This is a genomic window from Streptomyces sp. NPDC051921 (assembly GCF_040680975.1).
In the GTDB taxonomy this organism is placed as follows: Bacteria; Actinomycetota; Actinomycetes; order Streptomycetales; family Streptomycetaceae; genus Streptomyces.
The window spans coordinates 225689-248323 of record NZ_JBFAXU010000001.1 but is presented as its reverse complement, the minus strand read 5'-3'; the positions used below and the strand labels follow the sequence as shown (position 1 = coordinate 248323).

The window sequence follows — 22635 nt, the reverse complement described above, 5'->3', positions numbered from 1 at the left end:
ATGACGTCCCGCATGATCCGAGTCTGCTTCGCCGGGATCACCGGCTGGACCGCGCCGCCGATCGTCGCCGCCCTCGACCGGGCCGAGGACCTGACCCTGGTCTCCGGGGTCTCCCGGTCCTCCGCCGGCAGGTCCCTGGCCGAGGCGGTCGGCTCCCGGGCGGAGGGACAGGTGTACGGCTCGGTCACGGAGGCGCTCGCGGGCGTGCCGGCGGACGTGCTCGTCGACTACACGAGCGCGGCCGCCGTCGGGCCGCACGTCCGGGCGGCGATCGAGGCGGGGGTGCACGTCGTGGTCGGGTCCAGCGGCCTGACCGCCGAGGACTACGCCGAACTCGACGCCCTCGCCCGGGCTGCGGGCGTCGGGGTGATCGCGGCGGGCAACTTCTCCCTGATGGCCGCCGTCCTGTCCCGGGCGGCGGCGCTCGCGGCGGAGCACCTGGACCACTGGGAGATCATCGACTACGCGAGCGTGAGCAAACCGGACGTGCCGAGCGGCACCGCCCGCGAACTCGCCGAGTCCCTCGGCGCGATCCGCGCCCCGGAACAGGGCGTCGCCGCCGCCGACCTGATCGGCCCGCCCGAGGCGCGCGGCGCGGACGTGGCGGGCGGCCGGGTGCACTCCGTGCGCCTGCCGAGCTTCGTCGTCAGCACCGAGGTCGTCTTCGGCGGCGACGGAGAGCGGCTCACCCTCCGCCACGACGCGGGCGCCACCCCCGACCCGTACACGGCGGGAACGCTGCTCGCGGTGCGGCGGGTGGGCGCAACGACGGGCGTACGACGGGGCCTGGACTCGCTGCTCTTCGACGCGTAGCCGTCCGGCCTGCTAAGAAGCCGGGATGGACACCCAAACCGAACACCTCGACGACACCGCCCGGTTGATCGCCGAGCGGGCGTGCGAGCGTCTGATCCTCGACTTCGTCCACACGCTCGACCTCGGGGACCCGGGAGACGTGGCCGAGCTGTTCACGGACGACGGATCCTGGGAGTGGCCGGAGGGCGACCGCCGCATCGAGGGCCGTGACGCCCTCCGGTCCTACTTCGCCGGCCGCCCCGCGGACCGGCTCTCGCGCCGGATCTGCACGAACGTCCTGGTGACCGTCACGTCCGGGACCACGGCGTCGGCGACCACCTACTTCACGACCTACCGCGTCGACGGGTACGCCGGCGGCTTCGTGCCCCCACGGGCCCCGACGCAGGTCGGCCACTACGAGGACACGTTCCGCAAGGTGGACGACCGGTGGCTGCTCAGCTCCCGCACCCTGTTCCTGGCCTTCGCCGGACCGACCGACCGGATCGAGACGGCCGCCCCGCGCGACACCCTGTAGGAACCAGCCCTGGCACTCCATCAGTTCTTGCTTCTGGCGCGTGCCCCGTGGTCCGGGGCCGTCAGTCCTGGGGCAGCGCCGCGAGCTGGATGCCCGCGATGCGGCCGAGGGGGTCGAAGGCGATCTCGACCGTGCTGCCGCCCGGGAGTTCGGCGACGATCCGGCCGTCGCCCTCGGCCCGGCGGGGCAGGTCGTGGTGGTCGAGGTAGCCCTCGACCACCCGCCGGGCCGAGTGGCCGATGAGGCCGGCGCCGGTGAGCAGGGTGCGCGGCAGCGAGACCGGGTCCAGGGCGGCGCGCGGCACCTGCGGGTCGTCGGGCAGGAAGTACACCTGGGTGGCGGGGCCGGCCGGCACACCGAGGTAACCGGGCGCCTCGGCGACCCCCATGCCCGTGAAGGCGAGCGTCTCCGCGGCCAGTCGGGGATCGGCGAAGCCGGACAGGTCCAGGACCTCGTCGGTGAGTTCGGCGATCCCGTGCGCCCGCCCGTACCGCTCGACCGCCGCCGCCAGGGCGACCACCTCGGTGCCCCGCAGGCCGGGGTTCGCCCAGCCCCACATCCAGGACCGCTCGTCCATGTCGTACGTACCGAGGACCGAGACCCGCAGGTCCAGACCGCCCTGGCTGTAGCGGCAGCCCGGCAGGTCGGCGGTCCAGTCCCCCTCGGGCAGGAACGCCATCAGCGTTTCGAGCTGGGCCGCGCCCCAGGCAGCGTGCCGTTCGGCTTCGAGAAGAAACGTGTCACTGAAGGAACTCACCATGCCAGGGACCCTAGCGATCGGACCGTCGCGCGGGTCAAGGCGCCCACGGGACCGGCCGCGGCCGATCCCGCATCGGGCGCCGGTCACGCCCGGCGCAGTGCGGAGCGGCCCGCGAAGCGTGCCGAGTCGCCCAGCTCCTCCTCGATCCGGATCAGTTGGTTGTACTTGGCGGTGCGGTCGGAGCGGGAGAGCGAGCCGGTCTTGATCTGGCCGCAGCCGGTCGCCACCGCCAGATCCGCGATGGTGGTGTCCTCGGTCTCGCCCGAGCGGTGCGACATGACGGCCGTCCAGCCCGCCTGGTGGGCCGTGGCCACCGCGGCCAGCGCCTCGGTCAGGGTGCCGATCTGATTGACCTTGACCAGGATCGAGTTGCCCACGCCGGTGCGGATGCCCTCGCGCAGCAGCGTCTCGTTGGTGCAGAACACGTCGTCGCCGGTGAGCTGGCAGCGGTCGCCGACGCGGGCGGTCAGCTCGCGCCAGCCGTCCAGGTCGTTCTCCGCCATCGGGTCCTCGATGGAGACGATCGGGTAGGCGTCGATGAGCTTGGCCAGGTAGTCGGCGTTCTCGGACGGGGTGCGGCGCACCCCCTCGCCCGCGTAGTCGTACACCCCGTCGCGGAAGAACTCCGACGACGCCGGGTCCATGATCAGGCCGATGTCCGTGCCCGGGCGGTAGCCGGTGCGCTCGATGGCGGCCATCACGAAGTCGAGCGCCTCCTCGGCGGTGCGCATCGCGGGCGCGAAGCCTCCCTCGTCGCCGACGCCCGTGGAGTGCCCGGCGGCCAGCAGGTCGCGGCGCAGGGTGTGGAAGACCTCGCTGCCCATGCGGACGGCTTCGGCGAAGGTGTCCGCACCCACCGGGGCGATCATGAACTCCTGGAAGTCCAGCGGGTTGTCGGCGTGGGCGCCGCCGTTGACGATGTTCATCATCGGCAGCGGCAGGAGGCGGGCGTCGGCGCCGCCGAGGTAGCGGTAGAGGGGCTGGCGGTGGGCCGCCGCGGCGGCCTTGGCGGTGGCCAGCGAGACGCCGAGGACCGCGTTGGCGCCGAGCCGGGACTTCGTGGCGGTGCCGTCGAGGGCGACCAGCGCGGCGTCGAGACCCGCCTGGTCCGCCGCGTCCCGGCCGCGCACGGACGCGGCGATCTCCCCGTTGACGTGGGCCACCGCGCGGTCGACGCCCTTGCCGTGCCAGCGCGCGGCGTCTCCGTCGCGCAGTTCCACGGCCTCCCGGGCGCCGGTGGAGGCGCCGGAGGGGACGGCCGCGCGCCCCAGGGACCCGTCCGCCAGGACGACGTCGACCTCGACCGTGGGGTTGCCCCGGCTGTCGATGATCCTGCGGGCGGTGACCGTCTCGATGGTGACGTCGGCGGTCGCGGCTGTCGGTGCGGACATGGGTGTTCCTCCCCAGTGGGCGTGTGCCGTGGCCCCCGGCTGCGACGACGCTGGCGCTGGGCCCGACGAGGAAAACCATACAGCAATGCTGTTCAGTTTTGCTGTGCAGCATTGCTGTGCAGATCAGCTGCGCAGCTTCGCCGACCCACGGGTTAAAGTGCCCTATGCCCACCCCGGAAGCCGCCGCCATCGCCGCCGAACTGCGCACCGCGATGGGCAGGCTCACCCGACGCGTCAAGGACGAGGACCGCATTCCGCTGGGCCAGGCCGCCGTGCTCGGCGCGCTCGACAGGAACGGCGCCATGACCACCAGCGACCTCGCCGCCGATCAGCGCGTACGGCCCCAGTCGATGGCCCGGGCGGTGGGGCTGCTCATGGAACAGCAGCTGGTCACCCGCCGGGCGCATCCCACGGACGGCCGCAAGTCGCTGGTCGAGCTGACGGCCGCCGGCCGGGCCGCCCTCGAAGCGGAGCGCGGCCGCCGGGCCGGCTGGCTCGCGCAGGCCATCGAGGCCGAACTCAACGACGAAGAGCGGGCGTTGCTGGCGAGGAGCACCGCCCTGCTGGGGCGGCTCGCCGCACGCTAGCGCCCCGGCGGACGAGGCCCACGCACACTAGCCGGGGCGCCGTACCTCGAACTGGAAGCAGCCGTACTCGACCGCCCTGACGTGCACGAGGGCGACGGCCGGGTCGGCGAAGGCCTCGCCGAAGGCCCGGTCGAAGCCCTGGGTGGCGGCCTGCGGGATCTCCAGGAGCCGCCCGCCGACGATGCGCCCGCGCTCGTCGTAGCGCCGCAGGGTGCGCAGCGCGCCGGGCCGGTCGAAGGGGTAGCGCCCCGCGTCCCCGGCCTCCGGGCCGCCGCACTCCTCGGCGTGGACGAACACGGGACCCTGCTCGTCGTACGCCCCGGGCTCGGCGCCGCTCCCGGCGGCCCAGCGGCGCAGCGGCGCGTACGCCACGAGGGCGATCCGCTCCCCCGCCTCGACCGGCCGCAGGCAGCAGCGGAGCGGGCTGCCGACCGCGTCCTCCCCGGTCGCGGCGTACGGGACACACGGCCGCCCGGCGTCGTCACGGATCCGCAGCTCGGCGAGGGCATCGGGCGGGATGGGCAGTGCGGTGTACGTGGTCATGCGGCCAAGCCTCGCGCGCGCACGGGGCGAACACCGGCGGTATTCGGACGCGGAGCTCAGGGGGGCGGGCGACCCCGCCGGGAGCGCCCGCGTCGCGCGAACCCACGACGCGGCGACCCACGCCGTAAAAGACCTAAGTACCAGGGCAATGACCCAGTCGCCCCGGCTCCTCCTCTCCGAACGCGACGTACGTCGGCTCGCACCGGCCGCCACCAGCTGGCTCGAACGTGGTGTCCCCCCCGACAGCATCGCCCACACGGGCTTCAGGGCGCGCCCTCGTCCAGCAGCCGCCACGCCGCCAGCGCCAGTCGCGCCCTCGTCAGTCCCGTCGGGTCCGTGAGGTCGAACGACAGGGCCCTGCCGAGGTGTTCGAGCCTGCGGGCCACGCTGCTGTGGTGCAGGTGGAGGAGGTCGGCCGCCCGGCGGAGTGAGCCGGTGGCGCAGTAGGCGTCCAGGGTCTCCAGGTCCTCCGGGGTGCCGGCGATCCCGGCCAGCGCCGCCACGTCCGGGTTCGCCCGGGCCGACTCCCGCGGGATCTCCGCCAGGAGGGCCAGGGCGCCCAGGTCGGCGTAATGGACCACCGGTTCGCGCGCGGTGGTGAAGCGCAGCGCGGTGCGGGCCCGGTGCCAGGAGCGGTCGGGGCGGTCGGCGGCGGCCAGGCCCGCGCGGACGCCAGGCGGGAAGCTGCTCGGGTGCACGGCCGTGGCGGTCAGGAGGACGCCCACGTCACCGAGCGGGGCCGCCTTCACCAGGCCGTCCGGGCAGATGCCGGCGCCGATCCGGTCGAGCGGGAGATCGGCCCGTACGGCGACGACGTGGACGGGGGGACCCGGGGCGAAGCCCAGCAGCCGCAGGGCCCGGGCCCGGGCCGCCTCGTCCGCGTCGGTGGCGACGGCGAGTTCGACGAGCGCCGGGTCGGCCATCGTCGTGCGGGCCGGGCCGTAGCGTTCCACGGCCGCCGCCACCGCGATCGCGAGCCGGTCCAGGAGGATGTCGTCGAGGGCGGTCGGCGGGCCGGATCGCTCCAGCCACACCGCGCCGATCTCCTCGTCGTCGAGGGTGACCGGGGCCGTGGTCGACGGCGTCGGCGGCTCCGTCGTCGCCTCCGTGCCCAAGGGGGACACCCGGATCGCCCGCTCCGTGCCGTGGAGCCTGATCCCGGTCACGCACTCGGCGAGGCCCGCGGAGGCGCGCGCGAGCGCCGGGAGGTCGACGCGGCGGCGCATCAGGGTGTCGTAGAACGCGACGATGCGGATCGCGCCGTCCACGTACGGGTCAAGTCCCGACAGGCGCAGGGCCAGTGCCTCCATGGCGGCAGCATACGGAGGGGCGGCCGTCTGGCGGGGCGCCGAACGGCGCGTATCGGCGGGCCCGTTCGCGACGGTCGGCGGATGATCCGGCGCGGCGCCGGCCCCGAGGATGGGCCTCATGGATCCCGAACTCGAAGTATTCGTGCCGCTGTTCCCCCGGGCGGAACTCGGCGACCCGGCCGCCGCGCGGCAGGGGCTCGCCGCCCTGGCCTCCGCGATCCCCTCGCCCGAGACGCCGGGCCTGGAGGTCGAGGACGTCACGGTGCCGGCCGGCCCGGACGTGCCGGTGCGGGTCTACCGCCCGCAGGGAGCGCGCGGCGCCCTCGTCTGGCTGCACGGCGGCGGGTACGTCATGGGGGACGTGCACACCGAGCACCCGTGGGCGACGCGGATCGCCGCCGGCTCCGGAGCCGTCGTGGTCTCGGTGGGCTACCGGCTGGCCCCCGAGAACCCGTTCCCGGCCGCCCTGGACGACTCCTACGCCGTGCTCGAATGGACCGTCGCCCACGCTGCCGAGCTCGGCGTCGACCCCGAACGGATCGCGGTCGGCGGGCACAGCGCCGGGGGCGGGCTCGCGGCGGCGACCGCGCTGCGGGCGCGGGACGAGCGGGGGCCGGCCATCCGGTTCCAGCTGCTCAACCAGCCGCAGCTCGACGACCGGCAGGAGACCTGGTCGCAGCGGAACTTCACCGACACCCCCTGGATCGACCGCGACAAGGCCGCCGCGTCCTGGCGGCACTACCTCGGCGGCCGGCCGGCCGGCCCGTACGCCGCCCCCGCGCGGGCCGAGGACCTCACCGGGCTGCCGCCCGCGTACATCGCCACGGCGGAGCTGTGCCCGAACCGCGACGAGGACATCCACTACGCGCTGCGCCTCATGCAGGCGGGCGTGTCGGTCGAGCTGCACCAGTGGCCCGGCACCTTCCACGGCTCCCAGGCGATCGTCTCCGCCGACGTCTCGCAGCGGCAGAACGCCGAGCTGGGCGCGGTGCTCCGGCGCGCGCTCGGCGGCTGAGCCCTGCCCCCCTCCCACCACTCACGCGAGGACGAACTCATGAAGATGCGCATGGCGTTGTGCGCCGGGATGACCGCGCTGACCCTCGGCACCGGCACCCTGACGGCGGCCGCCGCGCCCGACGGGTCCGGCGCGACCCCACCCGCCGACGGCGCGGCCCCCGCGTCGACCCGGCTCGACGGCGTCGAGCTGCAGTCCGCCCTGGACGGTCTGCACGACGCGGGGATGCCGGGCGTGTTCGCGGAGGTGCGGGACTCCGGGCGGACCTGGCGCGGCGCCTCCGGGGTCGCGGACCTGGACACCGGGCGGCCGGTCACACCCGAGATGCGGCACCGGGTCGGCAGTCTCACCAAGACCCTCGTCGCCGCCGCCGTCCTGCGGCAGGTCGAGGCGGGCCGGGTCAGGCTGGACGCGCCGATCGGCGACCACCTGCCCGACCTGGTGCCGGGCGAGCGCGGCCGTGCGGTCACGGTGCGCATGCTGCTCAACCACACCAGCGGCATCGCCGAGTACATCCCCTACGCCTTTCCGTCCATCCGGGGCGGCGCTTCGGGCGTATCCGCGCAGAGCCTGGACGACAACCGGTTCCGGCGGTTCCGCCCGGCCGAGCTGATCGCCATGGGGCTCGCGGCTCCGCCGTCCGGCGCGCCCGGCGCCACCCCCGGGGTGTATTCCAACACCAACTACCTGCTGCTCGGGCAGCTGCTGGAGCGCGTGACCGGCACCCCCGCCGAGGAGTACATCACCCGGGCGGTCATCGAGCCCGCCGGGCTGCGGCACACCTCCTTCCCCAGCGGGCCGCGCATCAAGGGGCCGCACTCCAAGATGTACGAGGCGCTGTGGGGCGTGCTCGACCCGCCGCGCGACTACAGCGTCTACGACATGTCGTGGGTGATGACCGGGGCCGGGCTGGTGTCCACCATGGAGGACATGAACCGGTTCTACGCCCGGCTGCTCGCGGGCCGGGTCGTCGCCCCGTCCTCGTGGGCGGAGATGCGGCGCACGGTCCCGGTGGTCGCGCTGGACGGATCGACCATCCAGTACGGCCTCGGGCTCCACAGGCTCGAGATCCCGGGCTGCGGCACCTTCTGGGGCAACGAGGGCACGACCTGGGGCGCCGGCACGGTCTCGATGATCCGGGCGGACGGCAAGCGCCAGTTCTCCTTCGCCATCAACCTCATGCGGTGGAACGGACCGGGGCGGCCGCAGCCCCATCCCGTCGACGGCGCGCTGGCGACACTGAAGGCGCGGGCGCTCGGATGTTCGATGAGCGAACACTCCTGACCGGTTTCTGCTCTTGACGGGAAGTCAAACTCTCACTGAACATTCGTCACACACAGCGCAGCCGCACAGCTCCAACGCCTCGCACCACCCACGGTGCGAGGCGCTCGCACGTTCCGTCCCATCCCCAGTTCGGAATCCGGAGCCCCCACATGAAACTCTCCGCGAGACTGTCCGCCATAGCCGGCGCCTCGGCACTCGTCCTCGGCGCCTTCGCCGGCGCCGTCCCGGCCAACGCCGCGCCGGGCACCGCCGCCGCCGTCACCCCGCCCGACATCTCGGTGACCAACGTCAAGCAGCACCTCGCCGACCTCCAGACGATCGCCACCAACAACGGCGGCAACCGCGCCCACGGCCGTACGGGCTACAAGGCGTCCATCGACTTCGTGAAGGCCAAGCTGGACGCGGCGGGCTACACCACCACGCTCCAGCAGTTCACGTACAACGGGTCCACCGGCTACAACCTGATCGCCGACTGGCCGGGCGGCGACCCCAACCAGGTCGTCATGTCCGGCTCACACCTCGACTCGGTCAGCTCCGGGCCCGGCATCAACGACAACGGCTCGGGCTCCGCGGCCATCCTGGAGACCGCGCTCGCCGTCTCCCGCGCCCAGTTCCAGCCCACGAAGCACCTGCGCTTCGGCTGGTGGGGCGCGGAGGAACTCGGGCTCGTCGGCTCGAAGTACTACGTCAACAACCTGCCCGCGACCGAGCGTTCGAAGATCAGCGGCTATCTGAACTTCGACATGATCGGCTCGCCGAACCCGGGCTACTTCGTCTACGACGACGACCCGACCATCGAGCAGACGTTCAAGACCTACTTCACGGGCCTCGGCATCCCGACCGAGATCGAGACCGAGGGCGACGGGCGCTCCGACCACGCCCCGTTCAAGAACGTCGGCATCCCCGTCGGCGGGCTCTTCACCGGCGCCGACTACACCAAGACCGCCGCCCAGGCGCAGAAGTGGGGCGGCACGGCCGGCCAGGCCTTCGACCGGTGCTACCACTCCTCGTGCGACACCACGGCGAACATCAACGACACCGCCCTGGACCGCAACGCCGACGCCATCGCGTACGCGATCTGGAACCTGTCGAGCGGGACGACCCCGCCGCCCGGCAAGGTCTTCGAGAACACCGCCGACGTCTCCGTCCCGGACAACGGCGCCGCGGTGACCTCGTCGGTGACCGTCTCCGGCATCACCGGCAACGCCCCGAGCAGCCTCTCGGTCGGTGTGAACATCGTCCACACCTACATCGGTGACCTCGTCGTCGACCTGATCGCCCCCGACGGCTCGGTCTACAACCTGCACAACCGCTCCGGCGGCAGCGCGGACAACATCAACCAGACCTACACCGTGAACGCCTCCTCCGAGGTCGCCAACGGCGTCTGGAAGCTCCGCGTCCAGGACAAGGCCGCGATCGACACCGGCTACATCAACAGCTTCAAGCTGACCTTCCCGTAAGCGGCACGGCAAGAGCACACAGAAACGCCCGGGTGGGTCGGTGACCATCGCCCCGACCCACCCGGGGTCCCAACTACCGCGTCACTTGCCGGAGTTCGCCGCGTCCACGAGCGCCTGCGGGGTGACCGCGCCGACGTAGACCTTGCCGTCGTCCGTCATCAGGGCGTTGACGAGCTTCGTCTTGAAGACGGTCCCCGAGCCGAACTTCCCGCTCACCTTGTCGCCGAGGGCGTCCAGGAAGCCCTGGACCTCCTTCGGCGCCTCGTCGGTCTTCGGCGCCGGGGCGCCGGAGTCCAGCTTCGCGATGGTGGTCCAGCCCTCGCCGATGACGCCGAAGCCGCCGCCCTCCGCGTCCTTCCCGCCCTTCTCCAGGTCGCCGAGGTCACCCAGCCCGAGGTCGCCGAACATCCCGTTCAGGTCCTCGGGGGCCTTGCCGGCCCCCTTCTCCGCGGCCCCCTCCGTCACCTTCGCGCCCTTGGGTGCCTTGAAGTCGAAGGTGCCGGCGTCCGGCTTGCCGAAGTCGACCTTGGTGAAGCCCGCGTCGACGACCGGCTTGCCGCCGCTGACGGAGGCCAGGGTGAACTTCAGCGGGGTGCCGTTGGCGGCGTCCACCGCGATCTTGACCGACTCGACCGTCGAGCCGGACTGCTTCGGCTTGATGACGAGCTGGTACGCGTCCCGGCCGGCCACCTTGGCCGTGCCGCCGACGGTGACGGAGGTCGTGTCGCCCGCCGCCTTGAGGACCTCGTCCGCGAGCTCCTTCGGCGTGGCCGGAAGCTGCTTCTCCTCGGGGGCCGCGTCCCGGGCGCCCTTCTCGTGGAAGACCTCGTTCGACTTGCTGTCGTAGGCCCAGACGTCGTTGCCGTTGTGGATCAGGCTGTACTCGTCCGAACCGTCCAGCAGCGTCAGCTTCTGCCGCTCCGGGCCGTCGGCCGCCACCCGCAGGGTGTGGGAGCCGGAGACCAGCTGGGTCAGCTTCTCGGCCGGGTCGGCCGAGGAGGACCCGCCGCCCGGGGCCGACGGGAGCAGGCCCGCGAAGGCCGGCAGACCCAGGTCGGTGTCGATCTTGAAAGTGCCGGACAGGGTCTGGGTGTCCGACGCGGCGATCTTCTCGATGAGCTGCTGCGCCGTGATCTGCGGCAGATCCGGGTCGCCCGACGCGGCGAGCGCCGGAACGAGCCCGATGGTCGCCGCGGCCACTCCGGCCACCGCGACCGGGACGACGTAACGGCTCGCCTTGCGCTGTCCTGCCATGGTCTGCGTTCCCTCCGTGCCCTCGTGGACCGTGCTTGATGAGTCCATCTCACCAGCACGGCGGCACGGAATCGTCAGCCCGCGGGATCAACCTCGCGTACCTCTACGGGATGACCCACCCCTAGGGCGGGTCACCCGGTCGGCCGCCCCGACCGGCCGCGCCGATCGGCTATCCCGCCCGGTGGACCACCGCGTCGCACAGCTCTTCCAGGGCCGCCTTGGCCCACCCGTCGGGCAGCGGGGCCAGCATCGCCCGCGCCTCCTCCGCGTACCGCAGGGTGTCCCGGCGGGCCCGCTCCAGGGCGGGGTGGATGCGCAGCCGGCGCAGCGCCTCGGCGTGCCGCTCGTCGTCGCTGAGGTCGCCGTCGACGAGGGCGAGCAGCTCCAGGTCCTCGGGGCGGCCGTCGGCGGCCGCGGCGGCCCTCAGGTAGAGCACGGGCAGGGTGGGGACGCCCTCGCGGAGGTCGGTGCCCGGGGTCTTGCCGGACTCGTGGGAGTCGGAGGCGATGTCGAGGACGTCGTCGGCGAGCTGGAAGGCGACGCCGAGGCGCTCCCCGTACTGGGTGAGGATGTCGACGACGGACTCGTCGGCACCGGACATCATCGCGCCGAAGCGGCAGGAGACGGCGACGAGCGAGCCGGTCTTGCCGCCGAGGACGTCGAGGTAGTGGTCGACGGGGTCGCGGCCCTCCTGGGGACCCGCGGTCTCCAGGATCTGGCCGGTGACGAGCCGTTCGAACGCCTCGGACTGGATGCGTACGGCCTCGGGTCCGAGGTCCGCGAGCGTGTGCGAGGCGCGGGCGAAGAGGAAGTCACCCGTGAGGACGGCGAGCGAGTTGCCCCAGCGGGTGTTCGCGCTGTCGACGCCGCGCCGCACGGCCGCCTCGTCCATGACGTCGTCGTGGTAGAGCGTGGCGAGGTGGGTGAGTTCGACGACGACGGCCGAGGGCACGACGCCCGGCGCGTACGGGTCGCCGAACTGGGCGGCGAGCATCACGAGCAGCGGTCGGAACCGCTTGCCACCGGCGAGCACCAGGTGCTGGGCGGCCTCCGTGATGAACGGTACGTCGCTCTTGGTGGCGTCGAGGAGGCCGGCCTCCACGGCGGCGAGACCGGTCTGGACATCGGCTTCGAGAGCCTGGTCCCGCACGCTAAGACCGAACGGCCCGACGACGGTCACGAGGGGATCTCCTGTCTGCTGACGCCTGCTGACGCTGTCCGGACCGAACGCCGATCACTCGGATTGTCGATGTGTCGGTCCACTCACTCAAGCCAGCGTATCCGGTCACGTTTCGATCACCGTGGGCGCCTTCCCGTCACCGCCGGTATGTTCGTGATCAGCTCATACGACCAGGAGTGGGTGTTTTGTCCCGAACAGCGATCGACACCGGTACGAACGGCGGGCAGCCGCCGACCGAAGACGTCCGGGCCCCCCTTCGCCCGGCCGAGGGGGTTGCTCACTCTCCCGGGCCCGAGGTGCGGGGGCGCTTCTCGTCCCTCGGGGGCCTAGGCGATCCCCGGCCCCGGCGTGATCGCCCCGTCGCCGCGGCCGCGCCGCACCACGCACCCCGTCCCCCGAGGTGACCCGATGGCCCCGAAGCCGAAGATCCGCACCGACTTCCCGTACGAGACCCGCCACGAGGACGTGCGCATCCCGATGCCGGACGGGACGCGGCTCTACGCCCGGATCTGGCGCCCGCTCACCGACGAGCCCGTGCCCGCCCTCCTGGAGTACCTGCCCCACGGGCTGACCGACCGGACCGCGCCCCGCGACTGGCAGCGCCACCCCTGGTACGCGGGCCACGGCTACGCCTCCGTGCGCGTCGACGTCCGCGGCCACGGCAACAGCGAGGGCCTGCCCGGCGACGCGTACGACCCCCTCGAGCTCGCCGACGGCGTCGCCGTCGTGCACTGGCTCGCCGAGCAGCCCTGGTGCACCGGCAGGGTCGGCATGTTCGGCATCTCCTGGGGCGGCCTCAACGCCCTCCAGATCGCCGCGCTCGCCCCCGAACCACTGAAGGCCGTCGTCACCGTCTGCTCCACCGACGACCGCTACGACAACGACGTGCACTACATGGGCGGCTCCGTCCTCGCCGTCGACATGCACGCCTGGGCGGCGACCATGCTCGCCTTCGTGTGCCGCCCGCCCGACCCCCGGTACGTGGGCGAGGAGTGGCGCGAGACGTGGCTGAAGCGCCTGGAGGCGGTGCGGCCGTTCGTCCACACCTGGCTGGCCCACCAGACCCGCGACGCGTACTGGCGACATGGCAGCGTCTGCGAGGACTACGCGTCGATCCGCTGCGCCGTGCTCGCCGTGGGCGGCTGGCACGACCCGCACCGGGACACCGTGCTCCGGCTGGTCGAGCACCTCCCCCAGGACCGGATCCGCGGCATCATCGGCCCCTGGTCGCACCAGTACCCGGACCGCGGGCTGCCGCCCGGCCCGGCGATCGGCTTCCTCCAGGAGACCCTGCGCTGGTGGGACCACCACCTGAAGGGCCGCGAGAACGACGTGATGGCCGAGCCGCTGCTGCGCTCCTGGATCAGCGAGTCGCACCCGCCGGCCACCGTGTACGAGGAACTGCCGGGCCGCTGGGTCGCCGACCCCGCCTGGCCGTCGCCGCACGTCACCCCCGTCACGTACGGCTTCCGGGGCGCACCGGTCGTCGTCGACTCGCCCCAGCAGACGGGCCTCGACGCGGGCCGCTTCTTCCCGTTCGGCAACGACGCCGACCTGCCGCCCGACCAGCGCGAGGAGGACGCGCACTCGGCCTGCTTCGACTTCCCGGTCCCGGCTGACGGCGCCCCGATCGAGGTCCTGGGCAGACCCTCCGTCCGCCTCCGTCTGATGACGCCCGCTCCCACCGGCCAGGTCATCGCCCGGCTCTGCGACATCGCACCGGACGGCTCCTCCACCCTGGTCACCCGGGGCGCGCTGAACCTCTCGGCCCGCTACGGGCGCGACCGGGCGGTCGAGGCGCAGATCGGCGAGTGGGAGTCGTACGACCTGGACCTCAACGGCATCGGGCACACCTTCCCGCCCGGCCACCGGGTCCGGCTCGCCGTCTCCTCCACGTACTGGCCGTGGATCTGGCCCCAGCCCGACGCGGCCGGCTTCACCCTGGACCCGGCCGGCTCCTCGCTCACCCTCCCGGTCCGGGCGCGCACCACCGACGCCGTCGAGTTCGAGGAGCCGGAGCAGTCCGAGCCGCTGGGCGTCAGCCACCCCGGCACCCTGGAGGAACCGAGGCCGGAGCGGACGGTCGTCCGGGACGTGGCGAAGGGCGAGTGGCGGCTGGAGGTGGACCCCCGGTACGGCGGCACCCGGGTCTACCCGGACGGCCTCGAATACACCGAGGACGCCCTGGAGACCTACACGATCTCCGCATCCGATCCCCTCTCCGCCCGCACCCGCTCGAACTGGTCGATCCGGCTGCACCGCCCGGAGCTCGCCTGGGACGTCACCGTCGTCACCCGCTCGGAGATCTCGTGCGACGCGGACGCGTTTCTCACGTCGGACGAGGTGATCTGCAAGGAGGGCGGGGAGGTCGTCTTCCACCGCACCTGGGAGAAACGCATTCCGCGTACGGCGGGGTGAATTCCGCTGGTCGGCAGGAGAACCGACAAGCAAAGGGCCCGCATTCCGTGACGGAATGCGGGCCCTTTATCGCGCTGCGTGTCAGGCGTCCGCGCCGGCCTTGCGGCGGCGCACGACGACCATCGCGCCGGCGCCCAGGACCACGGCCGCGCCGCCCGCGAGGGCGATCGGCATCGTGGAGGAGCCCGCACCGGTCTTGGCCAGCGAGCCACCGGTGGAGCCGGAGGTGCCGTTGGTCACCGGGGTGTTCGACTGGCCGCCCTGCTGGGAGGTGTTGCCGTTGCCGCCGGTGGAGCCGGTGCCGGGCTTGCCGGGCTTGCTCGCCTTGACGATGCCGAACTCCGCGTAGGAGCCCTCCTCGGCCCAGCCGCAGGAGCCGTCCTCGTTGATGTAGGCACCACCGGCGACCACGACGCCGTCGCCGGCGGGGGCCTTGGCGTCGACCGCGACCTTCAGCTTGAAGTCGAAGGACTTGCCCGGCTTGAGGGAGGAGAGGCTGGAGAAGCCCTCCTCCTCGTCGACGGCCTGCCACTTCGGGCTGGTCGCGGAGGACCAGGTGAGGTGCAGGTACTTGTCGAGGTCGTCGCTCATGTTGAAGGCCTCGGCGTAGCCGCCGACCTCGCCGAGCTCGACCTTGCCCTTGTTGGTGACGCGGAAGGTGAAGACGCCGCTGGCACCGGCGGTGATCTTCTTCGGGCCGGTCACGGAGGTGACGAGGTTCTTGTCGACCTCGCACTCCTCGCCCGGCTCCTCCTCCAGGGCGTCGGCGAGCGCCTTCTTGGCGGCGTCGAGCTCCTTGGCGGCCTTCTCCTTGGCCTGCCGTGCCTTCTCGACCTCGCGGACGGCGGCGACGCGAGCGTCGTCCAGGGCGGTCTGCGCCTGGGTGGCGGCGGCGGCCTTGGTCTCGGCGGTGGTCTTGGCGGCGTCGGCGGCGGCCTGGGCCTCGTTCACGGCCGTCTGAGCCGCGTCCTTCTGCTCCTGCGTGGCGTCGGCGGGCAGCTCGGACTGGGCCTTCTTGGCCGCGGCCAGCTTGTCGTCGGCGGCGACCTTGGCGGCGGCGGCGTCGGCGGAGGCCTTCTTCGCGTCGGCGGCGGCGACGACCAGCGGGTTGTCGGACTTGCCGAGGGCGTCGACGGCCTCCTCGGCCTTCGCGTACGCGACGACGGACGCGTCGTACGCGGCCTGCGCCTTGGTCACCGCGCGGCGGAGCGCGTCGATGTCGGTCTTCTGGTCCTGCGTCTGCGCGGCCGGCTTGGTGTCGGCGAACGCGGGCGCGGCGGAAAGGAGCACGACCGGGGTGGTCACGGCGGCGGCCACGGCGGTCGCCACGATGCGGCGAATCTTCAAGGTAGACCTTTTCTGGTCGGACGAAGAGCGAAATAACAGAGTTGTGGGGGCCACGCCTGCGGATACCTCACGCGGCGCGACATAGCAGCGATCGTATGACCGGAATAAGGCCCGGGAATAGCCGGATTGACGAGTCCGCGACAGGCGCTTTGTCGATACAGCCGCCCCACAGGCATCACAAAATCCTCGAACACGGACAGTTGCCCACGGAGGCCACAGTTTCCGTGTGACACATGTCATCCGCCGCTCGGCGCCCGCCCCGTAACGTGTCCCCCACACACCTGGAAAGCGAGGCAAGCACCGATGCCCGAGCAGAGCCCGCTCGATCTGGCCGAGGGCGACCCCTTCGGCCCGCACAACCTTCCGTACGGCGTCTTCTCCACCGCCGACGAGCCCGACCGGCGTCGGCTCGGCGTCCGGATCGGCGGGCACGTGCTCGACGCGGGGGCCGCGGCCCACGCGCTCGGTTCGCCGTACGCCGCGCTGCTCGCGCAGCCCAGCCTCAACCCGCTGCTCGCGGCCGGCCGCACCGCCTGGCGCGACGTGCGGCGGGCGCTGACCGGCTGGGTGACCGTGCCCGCGCACCGCCCGGTCGTGGAGCCGCTGCTGCACCCGCTGGACGCGGTCACCCTGCACCTGCCGTACGAGGTCGCCGACTACGTCGACTTCTACGCGAGCGAGCACCACGCCACCAACGTCGGGCACATCTTCCGCCCGGACGGCGAGCCGCTCACCCCGAACTGGAAGCACCTGCCGATCGGCTACCACGGGCGCTCCGGCACCGTCGTGGTCTCCGGCACGGACGTGGTCCGCCCGGCCGGTCAGCGCAAGACCCCGGCCGACGCGACGCCCGTCTTCGGGCCCTCGGTCAAGCTGGACATCGAGGCCGAGGTCGGCTTCCTCGTCGGCACCCCGTCCGCGCTCGGCACTCCGGTGCCGCTGGCCGACTTCCGCGAGCACGTCTTCGGCCTGACCCTGCTCAACGACTGGTCGGCCCGGGACATCCAGGCCTGGGAGTACGTGCCGCTCGGCCCGTTCCTCGGCAAGTCCTTCCAGACCTCCGTCTCGGCCTGGGTGACGCCGCTGGAGGCCCTGGACGCGGCCCGGGTCGCCGCGCCCGCGCGGGACTTCCCGCTCCTCCCCTACCTGGACGACTCCGGCGAGGAGGAGCCCGGCGGCTTCGACCTGCGGATCACCGTCGCCATCAACGGCGAGGTCGTGGCCGAGCCGCCGTTCTCCACGATGTACTGGACGGCCGCGCAGCAGCTCGCCCACATGACCGTCAACGGTGCCTCGCTGCGCACCGGTGACCTGTACGGCTCCGGCACGGTCTCCGGCCCCGAGGTCGGTCAGCGCGGCTCGCTGCTCGAACTCACCTGGAACGGGCGCGACGCCCTCGACCTCGCCGACGGCAAGCGCACGTTCCTGGAGGACGGCGACGAGGTCACCCTGACCGCCTGGGCCCCGGGCCCGGACGGCGTCCGCGTCGCCCTCGGCGAGGTCACCGGCCGGATCGCGCCGAACAGCGCCGTCTGAGCCGGCTCAGGCCGCCCGCCACAGGGCGGGCACGGCCGGCGGCTCCCACCCGGGCTGGGCCGTGTGGGCCTGGAGGCACACATAGCCCCGCCCGGCGTAGGTGACCGCGTCCCCGGCCCGGTACGCGGTCCCGGCCGCCCAGGTGCCCCCCGGGGCGGTCGCCGTGGGGGTCGGTGTCGGGCTCGGGCCCGGGTCCTGGGGCACGTCCAGGACGAAGTCGAAGGCGGCCTCCTTGGCCCCGCCGCCCGCGTCCCGCACGCTCATCAGCAGCCGCGCGTCGAACAGCGCGTCGGTGTTGTTGCGCGGCTCGCCCGGGAAGTACAGCTGGGTGGTGAGCACCGGGCGGCCCGGTGCCTGCACCTTGACGTGGAGGTGCCGGGTGCGGCCCGGGTAGAGGCCCGGCACGATCGTGCCCAGCGTGAAGGCGCCGTCCGCACCGGTGAACTGGTGGCCGCGGAAGCGGAATCCGGTGTTGTCGTAGGCGCCGTTGGTGTCGGCCTGCCAGAAGTCGAGCAGGGCTCCCGCGACGGGGAGGCAGGCCCGTCCGAAGACGTAGCCGCTCACGGTCAGCCGCACGCCGGGCGTCCCCGGCTCCGCCAGGCTCGTGCGTAAGGGCGAGTTGGGCTTGAAGTAGGGCCCTTCGATCTGCGCCGGTGTGGGGTCGTCGCCGTCGTCGCACGCCGGGGTGAGCGCGGGCGCGACGGTGCCGGCGTCGAGGTTGCGTGCGAGCGCGGGAACGCCCATGAGCACCGCCGGGGCGGCCATGCCGGCCGCCAGTGCGGCGCGCAGCACGGCCTTGCGCGTGACGTGCCCGGTCGGGGTCTCTCGGTCCATGCCTGCTCCTCTGTGGGGGGCGGAACGATCGACCAGAAACCTAGGCGGATCCGGGGTCCGCTTCGATGGACGCAGCGCGGTGGTCGTGGTGCTTTCGGAAGTCCCCGGGGCTCATGCCGGTCTCGCGGCGGAAGAAGCGGCAGAAGTACGCGGGGTCGTCGAAACCGGTCCGGGCGGCGACCTGACGTATCGACAGCTGCGTGTGCGCGAGCAGGCGTTGGGCCTCCCGGGTGCGGGCCTCGCGGAGCAGGCCGGCCGGGGTGCGGCCGAGGGCCGCCCGCACCGTCGCGGTGAGATAGCCGGGGGTGACCCCGAGCAGCTCGGCGCACTGGCGCACGGACCGGGGTCCGGCGGCCGCGCCGTCCGCGTCGGTGCGGGCGATCAGCCGGGTGAAGGCGTCGGCGACGGAGGCGGGGCGCCCCGGAGGTACCGCCGGCTCCGTGGGGCCGCCGAGGCGGGCCGTGCGCACGAGCAGTACGTGCAGCAGGGAGCGCAGCACGGTGGCGAATCCGCTGTGGCCGTGGCCGTACTCCTCGCTGAGTTCGGCGATCAGACGCCCGGTGCGGGTGTGCTCGGCCGGGTCGAGGCGGAGCCAGGGGCGGGCGCCGATGCGGCGCAGCAGGTCCTGGTCGCCGGGATGGTCGACGAGGAACTCGGGGGTGAACAGGACGACGGAGCCGTCGAGGCCGTGGACGTCCTCCCAGTGGTGCAGCTCTCCGGGCAGGATCAGGCCGAGGTGCGGCGGGCGGAGCTCCCAGCGGTTCAGGTCGACGACGTGGGTGCCGGTGCCGTGGGTGACGTGCACGATCTCGTAGAAGGTGTGCCGGTGCGGGAAGGTGGCCCGGGACATGGGTCCGATGGTGTCGAAGCTGCCCACGGCGAACGGCACGTCGTCGGGCAGCCGCACCTCCAGGCGGTGCACGGGCGGTTCCCCGCGCCGGGACGCGGCACAGGGGGTGTCGGGCGACGCGGTGGTGCCGCGCATGGGGCGTCCTCCTCAACTGGTCGAGACCAATCCGGCGGTCACTCACGATGGCACGCCGCCCCCGGTCGGGTCACCCCCGCGTGCGCCGGACACGCGCCGAGGGCCCGGCCCCCCGCGAGCGCGGGGGCCGGGCCCTCGGGGCCGTACGGGTGGCTACCGCACGAACACGCTCGCCTGGTCGGCCAGGTCCAGGAAGTACTGCGGCGCGAAGCCGAGCACCAGCGTGACCACGACACCGGCCGTGATCGCCGCCGAGGTGAGGCCCGAGGGCACGGCGACCGTGGGGCCGTCCTCCTTCGGCTCGCTGAAGAACATGAGCACGATCACCCGGATGTAGAAGAACGCGGCGATCGCCGAGGAGATGACACCGACCACGACCAGCGTGCCCGCGCCGCCCTCCGCCGCCGCCTTGAAGACCGCGAACTTCCCGGAGAAGCCGGAGGTCAGCGGGATGCCGGCGAAGGCGAGCAGGAAGACCGCGAAGACCGCCGCGACCAGCGGGGAACGACGCCCCAGTCCGGCCCACTTGGACAGGTGCGTGGCCTCGCCGCCCGCGTCCCGCACCAGCGTGACGACCGCGAAGGCGCCGATCGTCACGAAGGAGTAGGCGCCCAGGTAGAACAGCACCGAGGAGACGCCGGTGGGCGTGGCCGCGATGACACCGGCCAGGATGAATCCGGCGTGGGCGATGGAGGAGTACGCGAGCAGGCGCTTGATGTCGGTCTGGGTGATGGCGACGATCGCACCGCCCAGCATGGTGACGATGGCGACGGCCCACATGACCGGCCGCCAGTCCCAGGTGAGGCCGGGCAGCACCACGTACAGCAGACGCAGCATCGCGCCGAACGCGGCGACCTTCGTCGCGGCGGCCATGAAGCCGGTGACGGGGGTCGGGGCGCCCTGGTAGACGTCCGGGGTCCACATGTGGAACGGGACGGCGCCGACCTTGAAGAGCAGGCCCATCGTCACCAGGGCGAAGCCGATGAGCAGCAGCACGTCGTTGCCCATGGTGTCGGCGAGCGCCGGGTCGATCGCGGTGACGTCGCCGCCGACGACGTCGGCGATGGTGGCGTACGAGACGGAGCCCGCGTAGCCGTAGAGCAGGGCGATCCCGAAGAGCAGGAACGCCGAGGAGAAGGCGCCGAGCAGGAAGTACTTGACCGCCGCCTCCTGCGAGAGCAGACGCCTGCGGCGGGCGACGGCGCACAGCAGGTAGAGCGGGAGCGAGAAGACTTCCAGGGCGACGAAGAGCGTCAGCAGGTCGTTGGCGGCCGGGAAGACCAGCATGCCGGAGACCGCGAACAGGGCGAGCGGGAAGACTTCGGTGGTGGTGAAACCGGCCTTGACCGCCGCCTTCTCCTGCTCGCTGCCGGGGACGGCGGCGGCCTCGGCGGCGAAGGAGTCGACCCGGTGGCCGTGGTCGGCCGGGTCGAGCCTGCGTTCCGCGAAGGTGAAGATCGAGACGATCGCGGCGAGCAGGATGGTGCCCTGGAGGAACAGGGCGGGTCCGTCGACGGCGACGGCGCCCATGGCCGCGATGTGGGCCTTGGTGGAGCCGTAGCCTCCGGCGGCGAGGCCGACGACCGCGGCGAAGGCGGCGGCGAGGGCCAGGACGCTCAGGAAGACCTGCGTGTAGTGGCGGGCCTTGCGCGGCACGAAGGCCTCGACGAGGACGCCGATGACGGCCGCGCCCACCACGATGAGCACGGGGGACAGCTGGGTGTACTCGATGTGGGGTGCCGGGATCTTGTCGATCGGCTCGGCGGCCGCCGTCGTCCACAGGGTGTGGACAGCGGGTGCGACGGCTGAAACGCTCACTTGGCCGCCTCCACTTCGGGGCTCGGGTCCTTCTGCTGGACATCGGACATGGTGTACTGCACCGCCGGGTTGACGACGTCCGTCAGCGGCTTCGGGAAGACCCCGAGGAAGATCAGCACCGCGATCAGCGGGGCCACCACCGCGAGCTCGCGCACCCGCAGGTCGGGCAGCCCGCGCACGTCCTCCTTCACCGGGCCGGTCATCGTCCGCTGGTAGAGGACGAGGACGTAGAGCGCGGCGAGGACGATGCCGGTCGTGGCGACGATCCCGGCCACCGGGTAGCGCGAGAAGGTGCCGACCAGGACGAGGAACTCGCTGACGAACGGGGCGAGTCCGGGCAGCGACAGGGTGGCGAGACCGCCGATCAGGAAGGTGCCGGCGAGCACCGGGGCGACCTTCTGCACACCGCCGTAGTCGGCGATGAGCCGCGAACCGCGCCGGGAGATCAGGAAGCCGGCGACCAGCATCAGCGCGGCCGTCGAGATCCCGTGGTTGACCATGTAGAGCGTGGCGCCCGACTGCCCCTGGGTGGTCATCGCGAAGATGCCCATGATGATGAAGCCGAAGTGGGAGATCGAGGCGTACGCGACCAGGCGCTTGATGTCCCGCTGGCCGACGGCGAGCAGCGCCCCGTAGACGATGCTGATGAGGGCGAGGACGACGATCGCGGGGGTGGCCCACTTCGAGGCCTCGGGGAAGAGGCCGAGGCAGAAGCGGAGCATCGCGAAGGTGCCGACCTTGTCGACGACGGCGGTGATGAGGACGGCGACCGGGGCGGTGGCCTCCCCCATCGCGTTGGGCAGCCAGGTGTGCAGGGGCCACAGCGGCGCCTTCACCGCGAAGGCGAAGAAGAAGCCGAGGAACAGCCACCGCTCGGTGCTGGTGGCCATCTCCAGCGAGCCGTTCGCCCGTGCCGCGGCGATCTCGGTGAGCGAGAAGTTGCCGGCGACGACGTAGAGCCCGATGACCGCGGCCAGCATGATGAGGCCGCCGACCAGGTTGTAGAGCAGGAACTTGACCGCCGCGTAGGAGCGCTGCGCGGCCGCGTTCTCGTCGGTGCCGGAGTGGGCGCGGTCGCCGAAGCCGCCGATGAGGAAGTACATCGGGATGAGCATGGCTTCGAACAGGATGTAGAAGAGGAAGACGTCGGTGGCCTCGAAGGAGAGGATCACCATCGCCTCGACCATGAGGATCAGGGCGAAGAAGCCCTGGGTGGGCCGCCACCGCTTGGAGGAGGTCTCCAGGGGGTCGGCGTCGTGCCAGCCGGCCAGCACGATGAACGGGATGAGCAGCGCGGTGAGCCCGATGAGCGCCACCCCGATGCCGTCCACGCCGAGCTCGTAGCGGACGCCGAAGTCCTTGATCCAGGCGTGCGATTCGACGAGCTGGTAGCGGTCGCCGCCGGGTTCGAACCGTACCCAGACGACGGCGGCGAGCACGAGCGTGACGAGCGAGACGAGCAGCGCGAGCCACTTGGCCGCGGTGCGGCGGGCGGCGGGGACGGCGGCGGTGAGGACCGCGCCGACCGCCGGGACCCCCGCCGTCACCGTAAGGAGCGGGAAGCCCGCGTTGACCACTTGGGACAT

At 72.5% G+C, this 22635-nt stretch carries 19 protein-coding genes; 8 read left to right on the top strand and 11 right to left on the bottom strand.

Annotated features, from left to right (window positions below; translation table 11 throughout):
• On the top strand, window positions 1-813 hold the full coding sequence (gene dapB, locus AB0M16_RS01190; protein WP_365337416.1) for a 4-hydroxy-tetrahydrodipicolinate reductase: 813 nt from the start codon (window positions 1-3) through the stop codon (window positions 811-813).
• Between the two features lie 25 nt (window positions 814-838).
• Window positions 839-1327 (top strand): nuclear transport factor 2 family protein, encoded by a 489-nt coding sequence (locus AB0M16_RS01185; RefSeq protein WP_365337414.1) that lies wholly within the window; start codon window positions 839-841, stop codon window positions 1325-1327.
• 61 nt (window positions 1328-1388) lie between these two features.
• Here AB0M16_RS01185 and AB0M16_RS01180 read toward each other — a convergent pair whose 3' ends face one another.
• Both AB0M16_RS01180 and eno read right to left on the bottom strand, forming a co-directional pair.
• On the bottom strand, window positions 1389-2087 hold the full coding sequence (locus tag AB0M16_RS01180) for a DUF6882 domain-containing protein (RefSeq protein WP_365337412.1): 699 nt from the start codon (window positions 2085-2087) through the stop codon (window positions 1389-1391).
• A gap of 83 nt (window positions 2088-2170) precedes the next feature.
• Window positions 2171-3478, bottom strand: a complete 1308-nt coding sequence (gene eno, locus AB0M16_RS01175) for a phosphopyruvate hydratase (protein ID WP_365337410.1) — start codon at window positions 3476-3478, stop codon at window positions 2171-2173.
• 164 nt (window positions 3479-3642) lie between these two features.
• Between eno and AB0M16_RS01170 the strand changes: the two genes are divergently transcribed.
• Window positions 3643-4065: a MarR family transcriptional regulator gene (locus AB0M16_RS01170; RefSeq protein WP_365337408.1), complete on the top strand. Its 423-nt coding sequence runs from the start codon at window positions 3643-3645 to the stop codon at window positions 4063-4065.
• 27 nt (window positions 4066-4092) lie between these two features.
• Here the strand turns inward: AB0M16_RS01170 and AB0M16_RS01165 are convergent, their stop codons facing one another.
• Both AB0M16_RS01165 and AB0M16_RS01160 read right to left on the bottom strand, forming a co-directional pair.
• The gene (locus AB0M16_RS01165; RefSeq protein WP_365337406.1) at window positions 4093-4608 is read right to left on the bottom strand and encodes a DUF1203 domain-containing protein; all 516 of its coding nucleotides are present in this window, start codon (window positions 4606-4608) and stop codon (window positions 4093-4095) included.
• Between the two features lie 263 nt (window positions 4609-4871).
• The gene (locus AB0M16_RS01160; protein ID WP_365337404.1) at window positions 4872-5918 is read right to left on the bottom strand and encodes a helix-turn-helix domain-containing protein; all 1047 of its coding nucleotides are present in this window, start codon (window positions 5916-5918) and stop codon (window positions 4872-4874) included.
• A 118-nt stretch (window positions 5919-6036) separates the two neighbouring features.
• On the opposite strand from AB0M16_RS01160, the gene AB0M16_RS01155 reads away from it, so the two are divergent.
• The 3 genes from AB0M16_RS01155 to AB0M16_RS01145 all read left to right on the top strand — a co-directional run bounded on the left by AB0M16_RS01155 (window position 6037) and on the right by AB0M16_RS01145 (window position 9677).
• Window positions 6037-6933: an alpha/beta hydrolase gene (locus AB0M16_RS01155; RefSeq protein ID WP_365337402.1), complete on the top strand. Its 897-nt coding sequence runs from the start codon at window positions 6037-6039 to the stop codon at window positions 6931-6933.
• A 225-nt stretch (window positions 6934-7158) separates the two neighbouring features.
• Window positions 7159-8217, top strand: coding sequence for a serine hydrolase domain-containing protein (locus AB0M16_RS01150; RefSeq protein ID WP_365337934.1), 1059 nt, complete (start codon window positions 7159-7161; stop codon window positions 8215-8217).
• A 149-nt stretch (window positions 8218-8366) separates the two neighbouring features.
• Window positions 8367-9677 carry a M28 family metallopeptidase gene (locus tag AB0M16_RS01145; RefSeq protein ID WP_365337400.1) on the top strand — a complete coding sequence of 437 codons (1311 nt, stop codon included), beginning with the start codon at window positions 8367-8369 and terminating at the stop codon, window positions 9675-9677.
• 81 nt (window positions 9678-9758) lie between these two features.
• Here the strand turns inward: AB0M16_RS01145 and AB0M16_RS01140 are convergent, their stop codons facing one another.
• Window positions 9759-10931, bottom strand: coding sequence for a sigma-E factor regulatory protein RseB domain-containing protein (locus AB0M16_RS01140; protein WP_365337398.1), 1173 nt, complete (start codon window positions 10929-10931; stop codon window positions 9759-9761).
• A 169-nt stretch (window positions 10932-11100) separates the two neighbouring features.
• Window positions 11101-12111, bottom strand: coding sequence for a polyprenyl synthetase family protein (locus tag AB0M16_RS01135; RefSeq protein WP_365337396.1), 1011 nt, complete (start codon window positions 12109-12111; stop codon window positions 11101-11103).
• Between the two features lie 408 nt (window positions 12112-12519).
• On the opposite strand from AB0M16_RS01135, the gene AB0M16_RS01130 reads away from it, so the two are divergent.
• A complete protein-coding gene (locus AB0M16_RS01130) occupies window positions 12520-14529 on the top strand; it encodes a CocE/NonD family hydrolase (RefSeq protein ID WP_365337394.1) in 2010 nt (669 codons plus the stop codon).
• 81 nt (window positions 14530-14610) lie between these two features.
• On the opposite strand, the gene AB0M16_RS01125 is transcribed toward AB0M16_RS01130, so the two are convergent.
• Window positions 14611-15876 carry an LPXTG cell wall anchor domain-containing protein gene (locus tag AB0M16_RS01125; protein ID WP_365337392.1) on the bottom strand — a complete coding sequence of 422 codons (1266 nt, stop codon included), beginning with the start codon at window positions 15874-15876 and terminating at the stop codon, window positions 14611-14613.
• Window positions 15877-16179: 303 nt separating this feature from the next.
• Here AB0M16_RS01125 and fahA point away from each other — a divergent pair, with 303 nt between their 5' ends.
• Entirely contained in the window at window positions 16180-17412 is a 1233-nt protein-coding gene (gene fahA / locus AB0M16_RS01120) for a fumarylacetoacetase (RefSeq protein WP_365337390.1), read from the top strand.
• Window positions 17413-17418: 6 nt separating this feature from the next.
• Here fahA and AB0M16_RS01115 read toward each other — a convergent pair whose 3' ends face one another.
• The 4 genes from AB0M16_RS01115 to AB0M16_RS01100 all read right to left on the bottom strand — a co-directional run bounded on the left by AB0M16_RS01115 (window position 17419) and on the right by AB0M16_RS01100 (window position 22635).
• The gene (locus tag AB0M16_RS01115) at window positions 17419-18246 is read right to left on the bottom strand and encodes a carbohydrate-binding protein (RefSeq protein ID WP_365337388.1); all 828 of its coding nucleotides are present in this window, start codon (window positions 18244-18246) and stop codon (window positions 17419-17421) included.
• 40 nt (window positions 18247-18286) lie between these two features.
• Window positions 18287-19231 carry an AraC family transcriptional regulator gene (locus AB0M16_RS01110; protein WP_365337386.1) on the bottom strand — a complete coding sequence of 315 codons (945 nt, stop codon included), beginning with the start codon at window positions 19229-19231 and terminating at the stop codon, window positions 18287-18289.
• 153 nt (window positions 19232-19384) lie between these two features.
• Window positions 19385-21049 (bottom strand): NADH-quinone oxidoreductase subunit NuoN, encoded by a 1665-nt coding sequence (gene nuoN, locus AB0M16_RS01105; protein ID WP_365337384.1) that lies wholly within the window; start codon window positions 21047-21049, stop codon window positions 19385-19387.
• Window positions 21046-22635, bottom strand: a complete 1590-nt coding sequence (locus AB0M16_RS01100) for an NADH-quinone oxidoreductase subunit M (protein ID WP_365337382.1) — start codon at window positions 22633-22635, stop codon at window positions 21046-21048. Before AB0M16_RS01100 ends, nuoN begins: the two co-directional genes overlap by 4 nt.